This is a genomic window from Phaeacidiphilus oryzae TH49 (genome assembly GCF_000744815.1).
Lineage (GTDB): Bacteria > Actinomycetota > Actinomycetes > Streptomycetales > Streptomycetaceae > Phaeacidiphilus > Phaeacidiphilus oryzae.
This window is the reverse complement of sequence record NZ_JQMQ01000005.1, coordinates 110,356-125,338: the sequence shown is the minus strand read 5'-3', so window position 1 is coordinate 125,338 and position 14,983 is coordinate 110,356. Positions and strand designations below refer to the sequence as shown.

The window sequence follows — 14,983 nt, the reverse complement described above, 5'->3', positions numbered from 1 at the left end:
ACCGTCAGAAACTTGGGAAGACAGATGACGCGGTGAGTACGGCGGACCACGGGGGCCGAGGGGCGAGGCGGTCCGCTCCGCCGGAGCCGTTCTGCCCGCAGCGAATCTGCGGGAGGCAGAGAACCGGGATCCGGGCGGCCGACCTGGCCGACAGTGGAACCGACGGGATTTCCGGCTCGACCAGGAGACCAGATGACTCCACTCAGCACCCTCTCGCCCCGGGCGGAGGAGGGCGACACCGCGGCCACCCGCTTCGACGACCACCTCGCGGCCCAGCTGCTCGGCCAGCGGATCGTCCTCCTGGGCACCCAGGTGGACGAGGTGTCGGCGAACCGGGTCTGCGCGCAGCTCCTGCTGCTGTCCGCGGAGGAGCCGCGCAGCGACATCAGCCTGTACATCAACAGCCCCGGCGGCTCGGTCACCGCCGGGCTCGCCATCTACGACACCATGCGGCTGATCCCCAACGACGTCTCCACACTGGCGATGGGCTTCGCGGCCAGCATGGGCCAGTTCCTGCTCAGTGTGGGCGCGCCCGGAAAGCGGTTCGCGCTGCCGAACGCGCGGATCATGATGCACCAGCCCTCCGCGGGGATCGGCGGCACCACCGCGGACATCGAGATCCAGGCGGAGAACCTCCAGTTCACCAAGGAGGCCATCGAGCGGATCACCGCCGAGCACACCGGCCAGAGCCAGGAGGCCATCGCCCGGGACGGCGACCGGGACCGCTGGTTCACCGCCGAGCAGGCCAGGGAGTACGGGATCGTGGACCGGGTGGTGGAGTCGCTCGCCGACATCCGCCCGGCCGCGTCCCGCCGGCGGATGGGGTTGTGACATGAGCTCTTACACGGTTCCCTACGTCATCGAGCGGACCGCGCAGGGCGAGCGGTCCTACGACGTCTTCAGCCGGCTGCTCAACGAGCGGATCATCTTCCTCGGCACCGAGATCGACGACGGGGTCGCCAACGTGGTGATCGCCCAGCTCCTCCACCTGGAGTCGGCGAACCCCGAGCGGGAGATCTCGATCTACCTCAACTCGCCCGGCGGATCCTTCACCTCGCTGATGGCCATCTACGACACGATGTCCTTCGTGCAGGCCCCGATCTCCACCTTCTGCGTCGGCCAGGCCGCCTCGACGGCGGCGGTGCTGCTGGCCGGCGGTGACCCGGGCCGGCGGTTCGTCCTCCAGCACGCCCGGGTGCTCCTCGGCCAGCCGGCCAGCGCCGGGCGGCAGGGGACGGTCTCCGACCTGAGCCTCGCGGCCAAGGAGATGATCCGGATCCGCTCGCAGGTGGAGGAGGTGCTCTCCCGGCACACCCACCACGACGTGGCGACGCTGCGCGCGGACATGGACCGGGAGAAGGTGCTCACCGCAGAGGAGGCCGTCGCCTACGGCCTCGCCGACGAGGTGCTGAGCCGGCGGCTCGCCTTCGTCTGACCGGCGGAGGGCAGGCGGCGCCGAAGGCCGGCCGGCCTTCGGCGCCCTCGGGCGGCGGCTCTTGGGTGACAAGTGCTCGGGCGAAGAGCCCTCGGCCGCGATGCTCGGGCCGGCTCTCAGGCGGCGAGGCAGAGCCCGTCGTACCGCGCGGTGGGCGTGGTGCGGCCGTGGCCGGCCCGGCCGCCGACGCTCGGGGCGTAACGGGCCAGCTCGTCCTGCGCCAGCGAGAGGAGGTCGCCGAGCCCGAGGCCGAGCGCCCGGGCGGCGGCCGCGAGCACCTCGGACGAGCCCTCCTTGCGCCCGCGCTCCAGCTCCGAGAGGTACGGCATCGAGATCCGGGCCGTCTCCGAGACGTCCTTCAACGTGCGCCGCTGGGCCAGCCGTTCGCGGCGCAGCACGTCTCCGACCAGATCGCGCAGCAGGGGCTCCGGCGGCGCGGCGGGCGTCCCCGGTACGGCGGGGGCCCCCGGCAAGCCGGGGGCGCCAGGTGCGGCGGCCGGCCGCTGCGGGGCGCGGGGCGCCGCACCGGAGCCGGGCGGCGGCGAGGCCTGCGGGCGTAGCGGGATGACGCGGGCTTCGTTCGACGGCTGTGTGCTCACCCCCTCAGCCTAGGGATTCGCGGCGCCCAGGGAAGGGAGCGGCGTTCTGCCCTGGGTGAAGCCGGGCGGCCCGGGCGGCCCGGGCGGCCCGGGCGGCCCGGGCGCGGGTCCGGGCACCCGGTCTCCATCAGGCGTTCGGGGCGGTGTCGGCCATGGCGGGGCAGTCTCACGCTTTCGAGTCATGGCTCGGCGCGCCTCCACTGCGTCACGATGGATCACGTCGGCGGCGCCGCGTCCTTGGCGCGCGCCGACGGTTCACGCAGGCACCACAGGGAGGCGTCTCGATGACGGTCGACTCGGGGATCGAAGCGGAGCAGCCGGGAGCGGAGCCCAACGGCCCCGGTGATCCGAGTTCCTCGCAGACCAGCCTGGCCACCGCCGCCGCGCGGAATCTGGCCACCACCACCAAGACCGCACCTCAGATGCAGGGCATCACCTCGCGGTGGCTGCTTCGCACGCTGCCCTGGGTGGAGGTCTCCGGCGGCACCTACCGGGTCAACCGCAGGCTCAGCTACGCGGTCGGCCGGGGCAGGGTGAGCTTCGCCAAGACCGGCGCCGAGGTCCGGGTCGTCCCACCGAGCCTCGCCGAGCTCCCGCAGCTGCGCGGCTTCAGGGACACCGCGGTGCTGAACGCCCTGGCCGAGCGGTTCGAGCAGCGCGACTTCGAGCCGGGCGAGGAGCTGGTGACCTCGGGCGAGGCCGCCGAGAGCCTGGTGCTGATCGCCCACGGCAAGGCCCAGCGGCTCGGCGACGGCAAGTACGGCCACACCACCGTCCTCGGGGTGCTGGCCGACGGTGAGCACTACGGCGACGAGGCCCTCGGCGGCCAGGAGGCCCGCTGGACGGAGACACTGCGCACGGTCACCGCCGGCACGGCGCTGATCCTGCCCCGGCAGTCCTTCCGCGAACTGGTCGGCCTGTCCGCGGCACTGCGCGAGCAGCTCGCCGCATACGCCGCCGGCCCGGCCAAGTCGGCCAACAAGCACGGCGAGGCCGACATCGAGCTGGCCTCAGGACACAGTGGCGAGCTGGAGCTGCCTGGCACCTTCGTCGACTACGAACTCGCCCCCCGCGAATACGAGTTGGCCGTCGCGCAGACCGTGCTGAGGGTGCACAGCCGGGTCGCCGACCTCTACAACCAGCCGATGAACCAGACCGAGCAGCAGTTGCGGCTGACCATCGAGGCACTGCGCGAGCGCCAGGAGCACGAGCTGGTCAACAACCCCGAGTTCGGCCTGCTCGCCAATGCCGACTACGAGCAGCGGGTGCACACCCACGGCGGCCCGCCGACCCCGGACGACCTGGACGAACTGCTCTCCCGCCGGCGGAAGTCCAAGTTCTTCCTGGCCCACCCCAAGGCGATCGCCGCCTTCGGCCGGGAGTGCAGCAAGCGCGGCCTCTACCCGGACACCGTGGACGTCCACGGCAACGCGGTGCCGGCCTGGCGGGGCGTCCCGATCTTCCCCTGCAACAAGATCCCGGTCAGCGAGCACGGCACCACCTCGATCATGGTGATGCGCACCGGCGAGTCCGACCAGGGCGTGGTCGGCCTCCACCAGACCGGCCTGCCGGACGAGTACGAGCCGGGGCTCTCCGTCCGCTTCATGGGCATCGATGAGAAGGCCGTCATCTCCTACCTGGTCTCGACGTACTACTCGGCGGCGGTGCTGGTGCCGGACGCGCTGGGTGTGCTGGAGAACGTCGAGATCGCCAGGGACCGGAGCTGAGGGGCCGGGGGGATGAGCTGGGTCGACCTGGCCATCGTGCTGGGCTCGCTGCTCGCCGTCGGGGTCGGCACCCATCTGGTGCAGCATGTCGTCCCGCACGGGCTGCGCGCACAGCACAACGAGGTGGCCGGCTTCGTCTACGCGGCCGTCGGCGTGATGTACGCGATGCTGGTCGGCTTCGCCGTCCTCACCGTGTGGGGCGGTGTCGACCAGGCCCGGCAGACCACGTTCAAGGAGGCCGACGCCCTGGCCGGGGTCTACTGGGTGGCCCGGGAGCTGCCCGCCCCGGCGGGGCCCGCCATAGAGCGGGGCGCCCTCCAGTACGCCCACACCGTGCTGGAGCAGGAGTGGCCGCTGATGGCCGGGCACAGGTCCAGCCCCGCGGCCACCGACCAGGTCTACGCGATCCGGCAGGCGGTGCTGAACTTCGACCCGGTGGGGGAGCGGCAGCGGGTCCTCTACGAGCACGCGGTCACCCATGTCGAGGACCTCGCCTCGGAGCGGCGCAGCCGGCTCAACGAGGTGCAGGACGAGGTGCCGCCGCTGCTCTGGATCGTGCTGATCGCGGGCGGGGTGCTCACCGTGGGCTTCACCTTCCTGTTCGGGCTGCCGAACACGACGGCCCACATGCTGATGGTGCTCACCCTCACCGCGCTGGTCGCGATCAGCCTGGTGGTGATCAAGGAGATGGACTATCCGTTCACCGGCGTCACCAAGGTCGACCCGACGGCCTTCGACGTCTTCCTGCAACGCCTGCCACCACCCCGCTGAGGAGGCCTCGGCTGAGGAGGCGTCGGAGGTGGCGTCAGCCGAGCTCCTTGCCCAGCCAGACCTCGCGGTAGGGGCCTGAGCCGTAGGCCGGGATCTCGGCGAAGCCCGCCCGGCGGTAGAGGGCGACGGCCTCGCCGAGGTCCCGGCGGGTGTCGAGGACGATGCGCTGGGCGCCGGATTCCCGCGCCCAGCGCTCGGCCGCGCCGAGGAGCGCGGTGCCGCCGCCGGTACGCCGGGCGGCGGGGCGGACGTAGAGCCGCTTGAGCTCGGCGGTGCCCGCGTCCAGGAGCCGGACACCGACGCAACCGCCGGGCTCCTTCCCGTCTTCCCCCTGGCCGTCATCACCGGGCCAGCCGACGAAGAACGCGCCCTGAGGGGGCGTGAGCCCGGCGGCCGGGTCCTCCAGGGCGTCCGCGGACAGCGCCTCGGCGAGCTCCCGGTCGGTGGCCGGCCGCCCGAGGCGGTCGAGGAACCAGCGCCGGCCGACGTGGTCCAGGTACTCCGCCAGCAGCCGCCCGCCGAGCTCACCGGCCGCCGGGGCGGGGCGCACCACCCAGGCGGTCACGCCGGCGGACCGTAGGCGCCCTGGCCGCGCACCACCAGACCGTCCCGGCCGAAGGTGAGCAGCTCGGCCACCTGCCGCCCGCGCTCGTTGCGGTAGTTGACCACCACGGTGTCCGTGCCGACCCGGACGTCCTCCACCGTGAAGTGGAGGTCGGGGAGCTTGGCCAGGCCCTCGGTCCAGTACTCCCGCAGGGCCGCCCTGCCGTGGAGGGTGCCCTCGGAGCGGCCGGTCAGCACCGCGATCATCGGCGAGGAGAACTCCACGTCCTCGGCGAAGTGGGCGAGCACCGCCTCCAGGTCGTGGGCGTTCCAGGCGGCGGCCCAGCGCTCGGCGAAGCGCCGTCCGAACTCGTGGTCGATCGTCATGGCGGGACAGCCTAGTGCCGCGTTCAGCCCCAGCGGGCGTAGTTCCGGTTGGGCGGCGGCGGGTTGGCGAGCGGGGGAGTGCTGGACCGCAGCGGCAGCGCGAGCAGCAGCCCGACCGCGAAGCCCACCACATGCGCCGGATAGGCGACCGTGCCGGCGTCGCTCACCCCGTACCCGGCGGCGTAGAAGGCCTGCAGCACGAACCACAGGCCCAGCACGATCCACGCGGGCAGCCGGAGCGGGATGAAGAACAGGAACGGCACGAGTACCCACACCCGCGCCTTGGGCCACAGCAGCAGGTAGGCCCCCAGCACGCCGGCGATCGCCCCGGAGGCCCCGATCAGCGGCTGCGCGGAGGAGGACTCGACGAGGGCGTAGCCGTAGCCGGCCGCGTATCCGCAGAAGAGGTAGAAGAGGAGGTAGCGGATCCGGCCCAGGCGGTCCTCCACGTTGTTGCCGAAGATCCACAGGAAGAGCATGTTGCCCAGCAGATGCGTCCAGCTCCCGTGGACGAACATGGCGGTGAGGACGGAGAGCGGCGGGTACTTGTGGTAGTCCGGCGGGGCGAGGACGCAACCGGGGCCGGAGACGCCCACCCCGGTCTGCCCGCTCGGCACCAGCCGCGGCAGCTGACCGTGGATCAACTCCCGCGGTACGGCGCCCCAGTGCTCCATGAACGCCTCCAGATGGCAGGTCTGCGCCAGGGAGGCGGCACCCGTCACCGATTCCGGTGCGCTCGGCGTGAGGAGGAAGACCACCACGTTCGCGGCGAGGAGCGCGTAGGTGACCCAGGGCGTGCGCCGGATCGGATTGACGTCGTGTACCGGGATGACCACACCAGGGAGTATGGCGCACCGGCCGCGCCGCCGCCCGCACCGACGGCGGAGGCGAGCCGTTCGGGCCCCGGGGCGGCTCACGGATCGTCAGGACCCGGGCTCAGTGCGCCGCGAGGAGCACGGTCCCGATCACCGCGAGGCCGGCGCCGGCCGCCTGCACCGGACGCAGGCGCTCGCGCAGCACGAGCCGGGCCGCCAGCGCCGTCACCACCGGGAAGAGCGAGGCCAGCACGGCGGCCACGGCGACCGGGCCGCTCTGGGTCGCCAGCACATAGGTGCCGTTGGCGGCCACGTCGCCGGCGCCGACCAGCAGCAGGGCGGGGGCCAGTTTGGGGTGCCGGATCGCCCGGAGCGCCCGGAGCGGGCGGCCGGCGGGGAGGACGTCGGCGGCCGGCGCTTCGGCCGGGCCGGCCTGCCCGGCTTGCCCGGCCTGCAAGGCCTGTCCGGCCGAAGCGGCCGGTCCGGCGCCCTCGGTCACCGCGCCCGCCGCCGTACGGCCCCGCCTCAGCGACACCGCCAGCGCCGCTCCGCCGACGGCGATATTGCAGGCCCGCTGCACCAGCAGGGCCAGGAAGAGCCCCGGCAGGGCCGCCGTCCCGGTGCCCGCCGCCGGGTCGGTGGCGTGCGAGATCAGCGCCAGGACCGTGCCGAACCCGGCCGCGGCGACCAGCGCCAGCAGCACCGTCTGCCGGTGGACCGGCTGCCCGCCGCCCAGTTGGGGACCGCCGGCCAGCAGGATCCCGAGCCCCGCCACCCCGATCCCGGTGAGCTGCACGGTGCCGGGCCGCTCGCCGAGCGCCAGCCCGACCGAGATCGGCACCAGTACCGCCGTGCTCGACAGCGGTGAGACGACGCCCATCGGCCCGAGTGCCAGTGCCCGGTAGAAGGCCAGCATCGCGACCGGCCCGACCACCCCGGCGCCGACCGCGAACCACAGCCGGACGCCGCCGTCCCCCCAGCCGCCGGAGGCCGTGACCGCGACCACCAGCAGCAGCGCCGCCGCCGTCTGCGAGATCACGATCACCGCTAGTCCGGGCAGACGTCGGGTCAGCAGCCCGCCGCCGAAGTCCGCCAGACCCCACATCAGGCTGGTGAGCAGGGCGAAGAGAGCAGTCACTGAACGACCTCGCAGTACACTGTGGCAAACCGAACGGTCGCATACACCGTAGTGCACTATGCCGCACCGAACACAACGCTTTATTCCACCAGCAGTCGCGCCCAGCCGGCGCACAGGAGGCCCCGGGTGTCCGACCCCGAGCGTGTCAACGCCGCTCTCGCGGCCAATCTCAAGAAGCAGCGGGCCACCGCCGGCCTCTCCCTGGACGCCCTGGCCGGCCGCTCCGGGGTCAGCCGCACCATGCTGATCCAGATCGAGCAGGGCCGGACCAACCCCAGCGTCGGGACCGTGGCCCGGATCGCCGACGCCCTCGGCCTGAGCATCGCCCGGCTGCTCGACTACCAGGACGGCCCCGCCGTCCGGATCGACCCCGCCGAGCGCGCGACCGCCCTCTGGACCACGCCGGCCGGCGGCTCCGGCACGCTGCTCACCGGTGTCGAGAGCCCCGGACCGCTGGAACTGTGGCAATGGCGTCTGGAACCGGGCGACGCCCATGAGAGCGAGGCACATCCGCCCGGCACGGTCGAACTCCTCCACGTGGTCGAGGGCACCCTCACCCTGGCCCTGAACGGCACGGAGCACTCCGTGCCGGCCGGCAGCAGCGCCTCCTTCCCCGGCGACCATCCGCACGCCTATCGCAACCTCGGCACCACCTCCGTCCTGCTGACCATGGTCGTCTCGGTCCCGCCTCCGTCCACCGCCCGCCGCTGACCGGCGCCGCCTCGCCTGCCCCGCCCGGCCCGCCCTGCCTCCTCCGGAGCCCCGCCATGTCCGACACCCCCCAGCCGCCCGCCGAGGACCACCCGTCCATCGAAGCACCGGGCACTGACAGTCCGGCCGGGTCCGGCCCGGCGGCGGAGCCCGAGCGCGTCCCGCGGATCCGCCGCACCGCCACCGGCGAGGCCCGGCTCATCCCGGACCTGGACCGGCCGAACGCCTGGCTGCTCATCCTCGACGGCGCCCCGCAGTCCCACGTCGACCTGGACGACCCGACCCATCTGGAGTTCGAGTACGCCCGCCGGATCGCCCACGCCGCCGACCTGGCGCCGGCGGCAGGCCCGGGCGAGCCCCTGGACGCCCTCCATCTGGGCGCCGGCGCGCTCGCCCTGCCCCGCTATCTGGCCGCCACCCGCCCGGGTTCCCGGCAGACCGCGGTCGAGTACGACGGGCCGCTGGCCGAGCTGATCGCCGCAGAACTGCCCTGGGCCGGCCCGGAGCCGCGCCCCGAGGTGGTGGTGGCGGACGCCCGCGAGGCCACCGAGGCGGCCCCCGCCGCCTCCCGCGACCTCGTTGTGGCCGACGTCTTCGGCGGCGACCGGATACCCGCCCACCTCACCACGGTCGAGTTCCTCCGGGCCGCCGCCCGGGTGCTGCGCCCGGACGGCCTCTACGCCGCCAATCTCGCGGACGGCGGCGCGCTGGCCTTCGCCCGCGGTCAACTCGCCACCGCGGCGACGGTCTTCCCCCAGCTGTGCCTGATCGCCGAGCCCTCGGTGCTGCGCGGTCGCCGGTACGGCAACCTGGTCCTGGTCGCCTCCCGTGCTGAGCTCCCGGTGCCCGCGCTCTCCCGCCGGGCCGCCGCCGACCCCTTCCCGGCCCGGGTGGTCCACGGCGCGGCGCTCACCGCCCTGATCGGCGACGCGGCGCCGGTCACCGACGCGGATGCCCGGCCCTCCCCGCCCCCGCCGAGCGGCGCCTTCACCGTCTCCTGAGCGGCCCGGAGCGGCCTCGGAAACCTCCTAAATCATTGACCAAGTCAATGACGCGGTCATAGGCTGGATGCCCGAGCGGTAGCCGGCAACGGCACCGGAAGCAGTAGGCCCGGCCCCGGCCGGGCCGGGGAGACCGCCATGACCCGTGGATCAGCCACCACCCGCACCAGCTCGGACGTCGACGAGCTGCGGGCCTTCAGCCGCTTCTTCACCCGGCTGGTCGGCGCCCTCGACTACGAGGGCCACCTCAACACCCGGCATCCGCTGGCCCAGGCCCGGGTGCTCTACGAACTGCGCCGCCGCGGCACCGCCGAGGCCTCCGCCCTGCGCAAGGAACTCGGCCTGGATCCCGGCTACTTCAGCCGGCTGCTGGCCGGCGCCGAGCAGGACGGACTGATCCGGCGCGGCCCGGACCCGGCCGACGCCCGACGCCGGCAGCTCACCCTCACCGAGCCCGGCAAGCACGCCGCCGCCCTCCTCGACGCCCGCGCCTCGGACTCCATCGAGGCCGTCCTGCGGCGGGTGCCCGCGAGTGAGCGCCCGAGGCTGCGCGCGGCCCTGCGCACGGTGCGCCGGCTGCTGGACGAGGAGGCCGGGCCGAAGGGCGGGGAGGTCCGGCTGCGCCCGCCCGCGCCCGGCGACCTCGGCTGGGTGATCCAGCGCAACGCCGTCCTCTACGCCGAGGAGTTCGGCTGGAACGAGGAGTACGAGACGCTGGTCGCCCGGATCGTCGCGGACTACGCGGAGCACCGCGATCCGCGCCACGAGGCCTGCTGGATCGCCGAGTTGGACGGCGAGCCGGTCGGCGCGGTGTTCTGCGTGCGCGACCGGCCGAAGGAGGCCGAGGAGGACGGCGCGGCGGACGGCGCGGACGGCGCGGACAACGCGGACGGCGCGGAGCCGCCCGGTACGGCCCGGCTCCGCCTCCTCCTGGTCGAGCCCGCCGCCCGCGGCCACGGCGTCGGCGCCCGACTGGTCGACCAGTGCCTGGAGTTCGCCCGGCGCACCGGCTACCGCGAGATGGTCCTGTGGACCAACGACATCCTCACCAGCGCCCGCCGGATCTACCAACGGGCCGGCTTCACCCTGGTCGAGAGCAGCCCCCACCACAGCTTCGGCCACGACCTCGTCGGCCAGACCTGGCGGCTCGACCTCCGCTGACGCCGAGCGGGAGAGGAGCGGACCGGCCCTCGCGGCCGGCCCGCTCCATTGACGTGCCCTCACACCGGGCCATAACCTGCGTCCGCACGTCATATATGAGATATGAGAGCCGAGGTCCTGCCCGTGCCCCCCACGCCCCCCGCCGCCCGCGCCACCGCTGACCGCATCACCTCCGTCCGGCTCTCCCGGTCAGTCCTCCCGCTGGCCACCCCGATCAGCGACGCCAAGGTGCTGACGGGGCGTCAGAAGCCGCTCACCGAGGTGGCGTTCCTCTTCGCCGAGATCACCGCCGAGTCCGGCGCCCGGGGCCTCGGCTTCAGCTACTCCAAGCGCGCCGGCGGCCCGGGGCTCTACGCCCACGCCGCAGAGATCGCCCCCGAGTTGATCGGCGAGGACCCCAGCGACATCGGGCGGATCTGGGAGAAGCTGGCCTGGGCCGGCGCCTCGATGGGCCGCTCCGGCCTCGCCGTCCAGGCCATCGCCGCCTTCGACGTCGCCCTGTGGGACCTGAAGGCCCGCCGCGCCGGGCTGCCGCTGGCCAAGCTGCTCGGCGCCCACCGGGACGCCGTGCCCTGCTACAACACCTCCGGCGGCTTCCTCTCCACCCCGATCGACCAGGTGCTGGAGAACAGCAGCCAGGCGCTGGCGCGCGGGATCGGCGGCATCAAGATCAAGGTCGGCCAGCCGGACACCGCCGGCGACCTGGCCCGCCTGGAGAAGGTCCGCAGCCACCTCGGCGAGTCCGTCCCGCTGATGGTCGACGCCAACCAGCAGTGGGACCGGGCCACCGCGCAGCGGATGGGCCGCGCGCTGGAGCGGTTCGGGCTGGTGTGGATCGAGGAGCCGCTGGACTCCCAGGACGCCGCCGGCCACGCGGCCCTCGCCGCCTCCCTGGACACCCCGATCGCCACCGGCGAGATGCTCACCTCGGCCGCCGAGCACGCCCGCCTGATCGAGCTGGGCGCCTGCGACTTCATCCAGCCGGACGCCCCCCGGGTCGGCGGCATCACCCCGTTCCTGAAGGTGATCGGCCTCGCCGACCACCACGGGCTCTCGCTGGCCCCGCACTTCGCCATGGAGATCCACGTCCATCTGGCCGCCGCCTACCCCCGCACCGCCTGGGTCGAGCACTTCGACTGGCTGGAGCCGCTCTTCAACGAGCGCCAGACGCTGGACAACGGCCGGATGGTGGTGCCGGACCGCCCCGGGCTCGGCCTCAGCCTCAGCGAGCAGGCCCGTGCCTGGACCGTGGAGTCCAGCGGCTACGGAAGCGCGGCCGACGCCCGCTGACCGCACGGCGGCGGCTGGCCGCAGGGCCCGGATCACCGGGATCCCGCGGCCGGCCGCCGCGACCGCCCTCTGGGAACCCACCGGCTCCCAGGGGCCGGCGGAGCTATATCCGCCGGCCGGCGTCCCCCTCGACGCCTTGGTCGATGTCGCCGTCGATCTCGATCTCCTCGTGCCGGACACGGGCCCGCACGGTCTCCTCGGTCACCTCGTCCTCGGCGACCAGCCGCACCCGCTCGACCGGGACGACCTCCTTCTCGACCACAGGGGACTCGTCCCACAGGGTCAACTCGTAGTCGGCGTCGGCCAGTTCGGTCCCCTGCTGGGCCAGCGCGGCGGACCGGTCGCCGTCGGCGATCGGCTCGCGCACCAGCCGGGCGTGCTCATGGTGCAGCGGGACGGTGCGCTCGACCTCCTCGACGACCACGTGCCGGTGCAGCCCCGCGTGTCCGGCCTCGCGGCGCTCGGTGTGGACGTGCATCTGCTCCTCGGAGCGGGTCATCACCGTTCCGCGGTCGTCCGCCCGGCCCGACCAGTCCTCGGACCGTCCGGCCGAGGGGTCCATGCCGGCCCTGGCCGTGCCGGAGGCCATGCCGGCGTCCGCCGTCGTGCGGGGCTCGCCGCCCGCGAGGTCGCGGTCCGGCAGGGCCACCGTCTCGTCGGCGCTCGCCATGCCGGCGTCGGTGTCGGTTTCGGTGTCGGTCCCGAGTCCGGTGTCGGTCGCGGTTCCGGCGCTGGCCGTCCCGGCGTCCGCCGTGCCGGCCGCCATACCCGCGGCCATCGCTCCGGCGTAGTAGTCGTGCAGTTGACGTTCCTGGTCGGGGGAGATGTGGCCGCGGGCGTCCGCGTGGACGTGCGGAGCGTCCTTGACCTTCTGCTTGCTGTACGGCACGGCCAGGTTCTCGCCGTCCATCCGGGCCTTGTCCACCGGGATGAGCGTCTCGCCGCCGCCGAAGAGGCCGGCCTTCACGCCGACCCAGGACGGCGCGCCGGTCGCGTCGTCCAGGAAGACGTGCGCGGCGCTGCCGATCCGCTGACCGGAGCTGTCCAGGACGGGGTGGTCCAGTACCGCACTGCTCTGCTCTCGGGTGATCATGTCTGTCCTCCCGGCCCGAGGCTGAGGGAAAGTGCGCTCGGGCTACTCTCCGTGAGGTTCCGTGCCCGGGATACGTATAGGGCCGCGCCGAGCGGCCCGCACGCGGGCACACTGTCGTTCTGCCCGAACTCGTCACGAGAAACCACGCTTCGTCCAGATTTGTCGTCCGCCATACTTGCGCCCATGGCGGACCAGACCGACAGCACCAGCCGCGCCCTGCTCAAGTCGGCCCTTCAGCGCGGAGAACTCCAGACCGACACGTTCTATCCGCCCTGGCGCTCGGCGCCCGAGGCCTGCGCGCAGGCGCTGGTCGAGGCGCTCGACGCCACCCCCGCGCTCCGGGTGAGCATCAGCGGCACCGACGCCGGTGAGCGGACGCCGGAGGCGTACCTCGCAGAGGTGCTCGCCGCCCTCGACGCCCGCGGCACCGACTACCTGCGCATCCCCGTGCCCAAGCGCCCGGGTGAGACCCTGGTCGCCCGCCCCGAGGTGCTCGTCCAGTCCGGGCGGGCCGCCCGGGAGCGCACCGCCATGCGGGACACCCGCCGCGAGCGCTGCCCGAGCGGACGGATCATGCACGAGACCTATCAGCAGGCCCGCGCGCGCACCCTGCCCGCGGACGAGCCGTACCTCTGCGAGGAGTGCAACTGGTGGCACGTCCCCGCCTGAGTCCCTCCGTCCTTGCGGGGAGAGGATGAACCGGCGGTCCCCGGCCCGCCCCGCCGCCGCTGCCACGGCGGGGCAGGAGCCCGCGCGCCGGCGCAGGCCCCGCAGCGACGCCGTGGCCAGCCGCCGCGCGCTGCTGGACGCGGTGCGGGGGCTGCTCGCCGAGCGGCCCTGGGACCCGCGGGTGCCCGAGGAGCCTTTCGAGCTCCCCCGACTCGCCGAGCGGGCGGGCGTCTCGGTGGCCACCGCCTACCGGCACTTCGCGGACGCGGAGGCGGCCCGGGAGGCCTGCCACCGCGAGCTGGTCGAGGCGCTCTTCGAGGAGATCGGGACGGAGACCGGGCCCGAGAGCGGGACGGCGCGGGAGCGCTACCACCGGGCCTGCGCGCTGTGGGTGCGCCGGGCGGCCGAGTACGCCCCGGCGGCGGTGCGCCCGCGCGACCGGTACGGGCTGATCGCCCGGCTGGCGGCCGGCGACGCCCTGGCCGCCCTGGTCCGGGACCGGCTGGGCGCGCTGATCACCGCGCTGGCGGCGGAGGGCGAGCTGCCGCCCTCGGTGCCGGTGGACTACGCGGTGCTCCTCTGGTGCACCCTGTTCGACGAGCGGCTGTTCTGCGACCTGCTGCTGACCGAGGGCTGGAGCGACCGCCGGGTCACCGACCACCTGTCGACGGCGCTGCTGGCCGCCCTCCGGTCCACCCCGGACTGAGAACTCGGCCGAACGGAGAACCCGGCCGAACGGAGAACTCGGCCGAACTGAGAATTCGTTCCCGGATAACCGGCCTCCGTCCGAGGGTCGTCGAGGCCCCGGATACGGGTTTGACCTGCCATGACAACCGACGGAGGCGACAGCCGGTCGATCAACCATAGTTATCGACTATGGAAACCACCGGGATCATGTCTTTGACCTGTCGATCGGCCCGGGCCTAACGTCCTATGACGTGGCAGTCGCGATACGGACGGTTAGGCCGTCAACCCTCAGGACGCTGTGGTCCTCCACCATCGGCAAGAAGGCCGTGATGGCGGTCACCGGCGTGGTCATGCTCCTGTTCCTGGTCGTGCACATGTACGGCAATCTGAAGATCTTCTTCGGGGCCGCGGCGTTCGACGACTACGCGGCCTGGATGCGCACCATCGGTGAGCCGGTGCTCCACCACTCCTGGTACCTGTGGATCCAGCGCGTGGTCCTCGTCCTGTGCGTGGTCCTCCATGCCGTCTCCGCCTGGCAGTTGAGCCGGCGTGACATCAGGGCGCGGCGCACCGGTTACCAGCACGCCCAGCCGAGCGGACCGTCCTTCGCCACCCGCACCATGCGCTGGGGCGGGATCATCCTGGCCCTCTTCATCGTCTGGCACATCCTCGACCTCACCACCGGCACCGTGAACCCGCTGGGCGAGGCCGGCCACCCGTACGAGAACGTGGTCGCCGACTTCCGGAACTGGTGGGCGGACGTCATCTACATCGTCGCGATGTGCGCCCTGGGCCTGCACATCCGGCACGGCTTCTGGAGCGCCGCCCAGACCCTCGGCGCCAACGGGCAGCGCAGTGGCCCGATCTTCAAGACCGCCAGCTGGGTGCTGGCCGTCGTCCTCTGGGCGGGCTTCGTCACCATTCCCGTCGCCGTCATGACCGGAGCAGTGAGCTGA

Annotated in this window: 17 protein-coding genes; 11 read left to right on the top strand and 6 right to left on the bottom strand. The window is 73.3% G+C overall.

Going from position 1 to position 14,983, the window contains the following annotated elements; translation table 11 throughout:
- The first annotated feature begins 192 nt into the window (after positions 1-192).
- Both BS73_RS04865 and BS73_RS04860 read left to right on the top strand, forming a co-directional pair.
- Entirely contained in the window at positions 193-831 is a 639-nt protein-coding gene (locus BS73_RS04865; RefSeq protein ID WP_037570012.1) for an ATP-dependent Clp protease proteolytic subunit, read from the top strand.
- 1 nt (position 832) lies between these two features.
- Positions 833-1,435, top strand: coding sequence for a ClpP family protease (locus BS73_RS04860; RefSeq protein WP_037570009.1), 603 nt, complete (start codon positions 833-835; stop codon positions 1,433-1,435).
- A 116-nt stretch (positions 1,436-1,551) separates the two neighbouring features.
- Here BS73_RS04860 and BS73_RS04855 read toward each other — a convergent pair whose 3' ends face one another.
- Positions 1,552-2,034 carry a helix-turn-helix domain-containing protein gene (locus tag BS73_RS04855; RefSeq protein WP_037570006.1) on the bottom strand — a complete coding sequence of 161 codons (483 nt, stop codon included), beginning with the start codon at positions 2,032-2,034 and terminating at the stop codon, positions 1,552-1,554.
- Positions 2,035-2,318: 284 nt separating this feature from the next.
- Between BS73_RS04855 and BS73_RS04850 the strand changes: the two genes are divergently transcribed.
- Both BS73_RS04850 and BS73_RS04845 read left to right on the top strand, forming a co-directional pair.
- Positions 2,319-3,761: a family 2B encapsulin nanocompartment shell protein gene (locus BS73_RS04850; RefSeq protein WP_037570002.1), complete on the top strand. Its 1,443-nt coding sequence runs from the start codon at positions 2,319-2,321 to the stop codon at positions 3,759-3,761.
- A gap of 12 nt (positions 3,762-3,773) precedes the next feature.
- Entirely contained in the window at positions 3,774-4,532 is a 759-nt protein-coding gene (locus tag BS73_RS04845) for a bestrophin-like domain (protein ID WP_037570000.1), read from the top strand.
- Positions 4,533-4,566: 34 nt separating this feature from the next.
- Here the strand turns inward: BS73_RS04845 and BS73_RS04840 are convergent, their stop codons facing one another.
- From BS73_RS04840 to BS73_RS04825, 4 genes are all read right to left on the bottom strand, one after another.
- The gene (locus BS73_RS04840) at positions 4,567-5,097 is read right to left on the bottom strand and encodes a GNAT family N-acetyltransferase (protein ID WP_051939448.1); all 531 of its coding nucleotides are present in this window, start codon (positions 5,095-5,097) and stop codon (positions 4,567-4,569) included.
- Complete coding sequence (locus BS73_RS04835) at positions 5,094-5,462, bottom strand: nuclear transport factor 2 family protein (RefSeq protein WP_037569998.1); 369 nt, start codon at positions 5,460-5,462, stop codon at positions 5,094-5,096. The genes BS73_RS04840 and BS73_RS04835 overlap by 4 nt, the downstream gene beginning before the upstream one ends.
- 23 nt (positions 5,463-5,485) lie before the next feature.
- Entirely contained in the window at positions 5,486-6,298 is an 813-nt protein-coding gene (locus BS73_RS04830; RefSeq protein WP_037569995.1) for a rhomboid family intramembrane serine protease, read from the bottom strand.
- A gap of 100 nt (positions 6,299-6,398) precedes the next feature.
- Complete coding sequence (locus tag BS73_RS04825; RefSeq protein WP_037569993.1) at positions 6,399-7,415, bottom strand: DMT family transporter; 1,017 nt, start codon at positions 7,413-7,415, stop codon at positions 6,399-6,401.
- Between the two features lie 126 nt (positions 7,416-7,541).
- On the opposite strand from BS73_RS04825, the gene BS73_RS04820 reads away from it, so the two are divergent.
- The 4 genes from BS73_RS04820 to BS73_RS04805 all read left to right on the top strand — a co-directional run bounded on the left by BS73_RS04820 (position 7,542) and on the right by BS73_RS04805 (position 11,578).
- Positions 7,542-8,126 carry a helix-turn-helix domain-containing protein gene (locus tag BS73_RS04820; RefSeq protein WP_037569992.1) on the top strand — a complete coding sequence of 195 codons (585 nt, stop codon included), beginning with the start codon at positions 7,542-7,544 and terminating at the stop codon, positions 8,124-8,126.
- Positions 8,127-8,182: 56 nt separating this feature from the next.
- The gene (locus BS73_RS04815) at positions 8,183-9,127 is read left to right on the top strand and encodes a spermidine synthase (RefSeq protein ID WP_200886644.1); all 945 of its coding nucleotides are present in this window, start codon (positions 8,183-8,185) and stop codon (positions 9,125-9,127) included.
- 138 nt (positions 9,128-9,265) lie between these two features.
- A complete protein-coding gene (locus BS73_RS04810; protein WP_051939446.1) occupies positions 9,266-10,288 on the top strand; it encodes a bifunctional helix-turn-helix transcriptional regulator/GNAT family N-acetyltransferase in 1,023 nt (340 codons plus the stop codon).
- Positions 10,289-10,411: 123 nt separating this feature from the next.
- On the top strand, positions 10,412-11,578 hold the full coding sequence (locus BS73_RS04805; protein ID WP_235215311.1) for an L-talarate/galactarate dehydratase: 1,167 nt from the start codon (positions 10,412-10,414) through the stop codon (positions 11,576-11,578).
- Positions 11,579-11,681: 103 nt separating this feature from the next.
- Here BS73_RS04805 and BS73_RS04800 read toward each other — a convergent pair whose 3' ends face one another.
- Positions 11,682-12,671, bottom strand: a complete 990-nt coding sequence (locus tag BS73_RS04800) for a YsnF/AvaK domain-containing protein (protein ID WP_037569990.1) — start codon at positions 12,669-12,671, stop codon at positions 11,682-11,684.
- A 183-nt stretch (positions 12,672-12,854) separates the two neighbouring features.
- Here BS73_RS04800 and BS73_RS04795 point away from each other — a divergent pair, with 183 nt between their 5' ends.
- From BS73_RS04795 to BS73_RS04785, 3 genes are all read left to right on the top strand, one after another.
- Positions 12,855-13,340: a hypothetical protein gene (locus BS73_RS04795; RefSeq protein WP_037569987.1), complete on the top strand. Its 486-nt coding sequence runs from the start codon at positions 12,855-12,857 to the stop codon at positions 13,338-13,340.
- A gap of 25 nt (positions 13,341-13,365) precedes the next feature.
- Positions 13,366-14,046, top strand: a complete 681-nt coding sequence (locus tag BS73_RS04790) for a TetR/AcrR family transcriptional regulator (protein WP_037569985.1) — start codon at positions 13,366-13,368, stop codon at positions 14,044-14,046.
- A 232-nt stretch (positions 14,047-14,278) separates the two neighbouring features.
- Positions 14,279-14,983 (top strand): succinate dehydrogenase cytochrome b subunit, encoded by a 705-nt coding sequence (locus tag BS73_RS04785; RefSeq protein WP_084703803.1) that lies wholly within the window; start codon positions 14,279-14,281, stop codon positions 14,981-14,983.

Excerpts from the sequence above, each read along its gene's own strand:
- BS73_RS04800 (WP_037569990.1), bottom strand. The coding sequence starts at position 12,671 with ATGATCACCCGAGAGCAGAGCAGTGCGGTACTGGACCACCCCGTCCTG.
- BS73_RS04790 (WP_037569985.1), top strand. The coding sequence starts at position 13,366 with ATGAACCGGCGGTCCCCGGCCCGCCCCGCCGCCGCTGCCACGGCGGGG.
- BS73_RS04865 (WP_037570012.1), top strand. The coding sequence starts at position 193 with ATGACTCCACTCAGCACCCTCTCGCCCCGGGCGGAGGAGGGCGACACC.
- BS73_RS04810 (WP_051939446.1), top strand. The coding sequence starts at position 9,266 with ATGACCCGTGGATCAGCCACCACCCGCACCAGCTCGGACGTCGACGAG.
- BS73_RS04850 (WP_037570002.1), top strand. The coding sequence starts at position 2,319 with ATGACGGTCGACTCGGGGATCGAAGCGGAGCAGCCGGGAGCGGAGCCC.
- BS73_RS04860 (WP_037570009.1), top strand. The coding sequence starts at position 833 with ATGAGCTCTTACACGGTTCCCTACGTCATCGAGCGGACCGCGCAGGGC.
- BS73_RS04795 (WP_037569987.1), top strand. The coding sequence starts at position 12,855 with ATGGCGGACCAGACCGACAGCACCAGCCGCGCCCTGCTCAAGTCGGCC.
- BS73_RS04845 (WP_037570000.1), top strand. The coding sequence starts at position 3,774 with ATGAGCTGGGTCGACCTGGCCATCGTGCTGGGCTCGCTGCTCGCCGTC.
- BS73_RS04815 (WP_200886644.1), top strand. The coding sequence starts at position 8,183 with ATGTCCGACACCCCCCAGCCGCCCGCCGAGGACCACCCGTCCATCGAA.
- BS73_RS04835 (WP_037569998.1), bottom strand. The coding sequence starts at position 5,462 with ATGACGATCGACCACGAGTTCGGACGGCGCTTCGCCGAGCGCTGGGCC.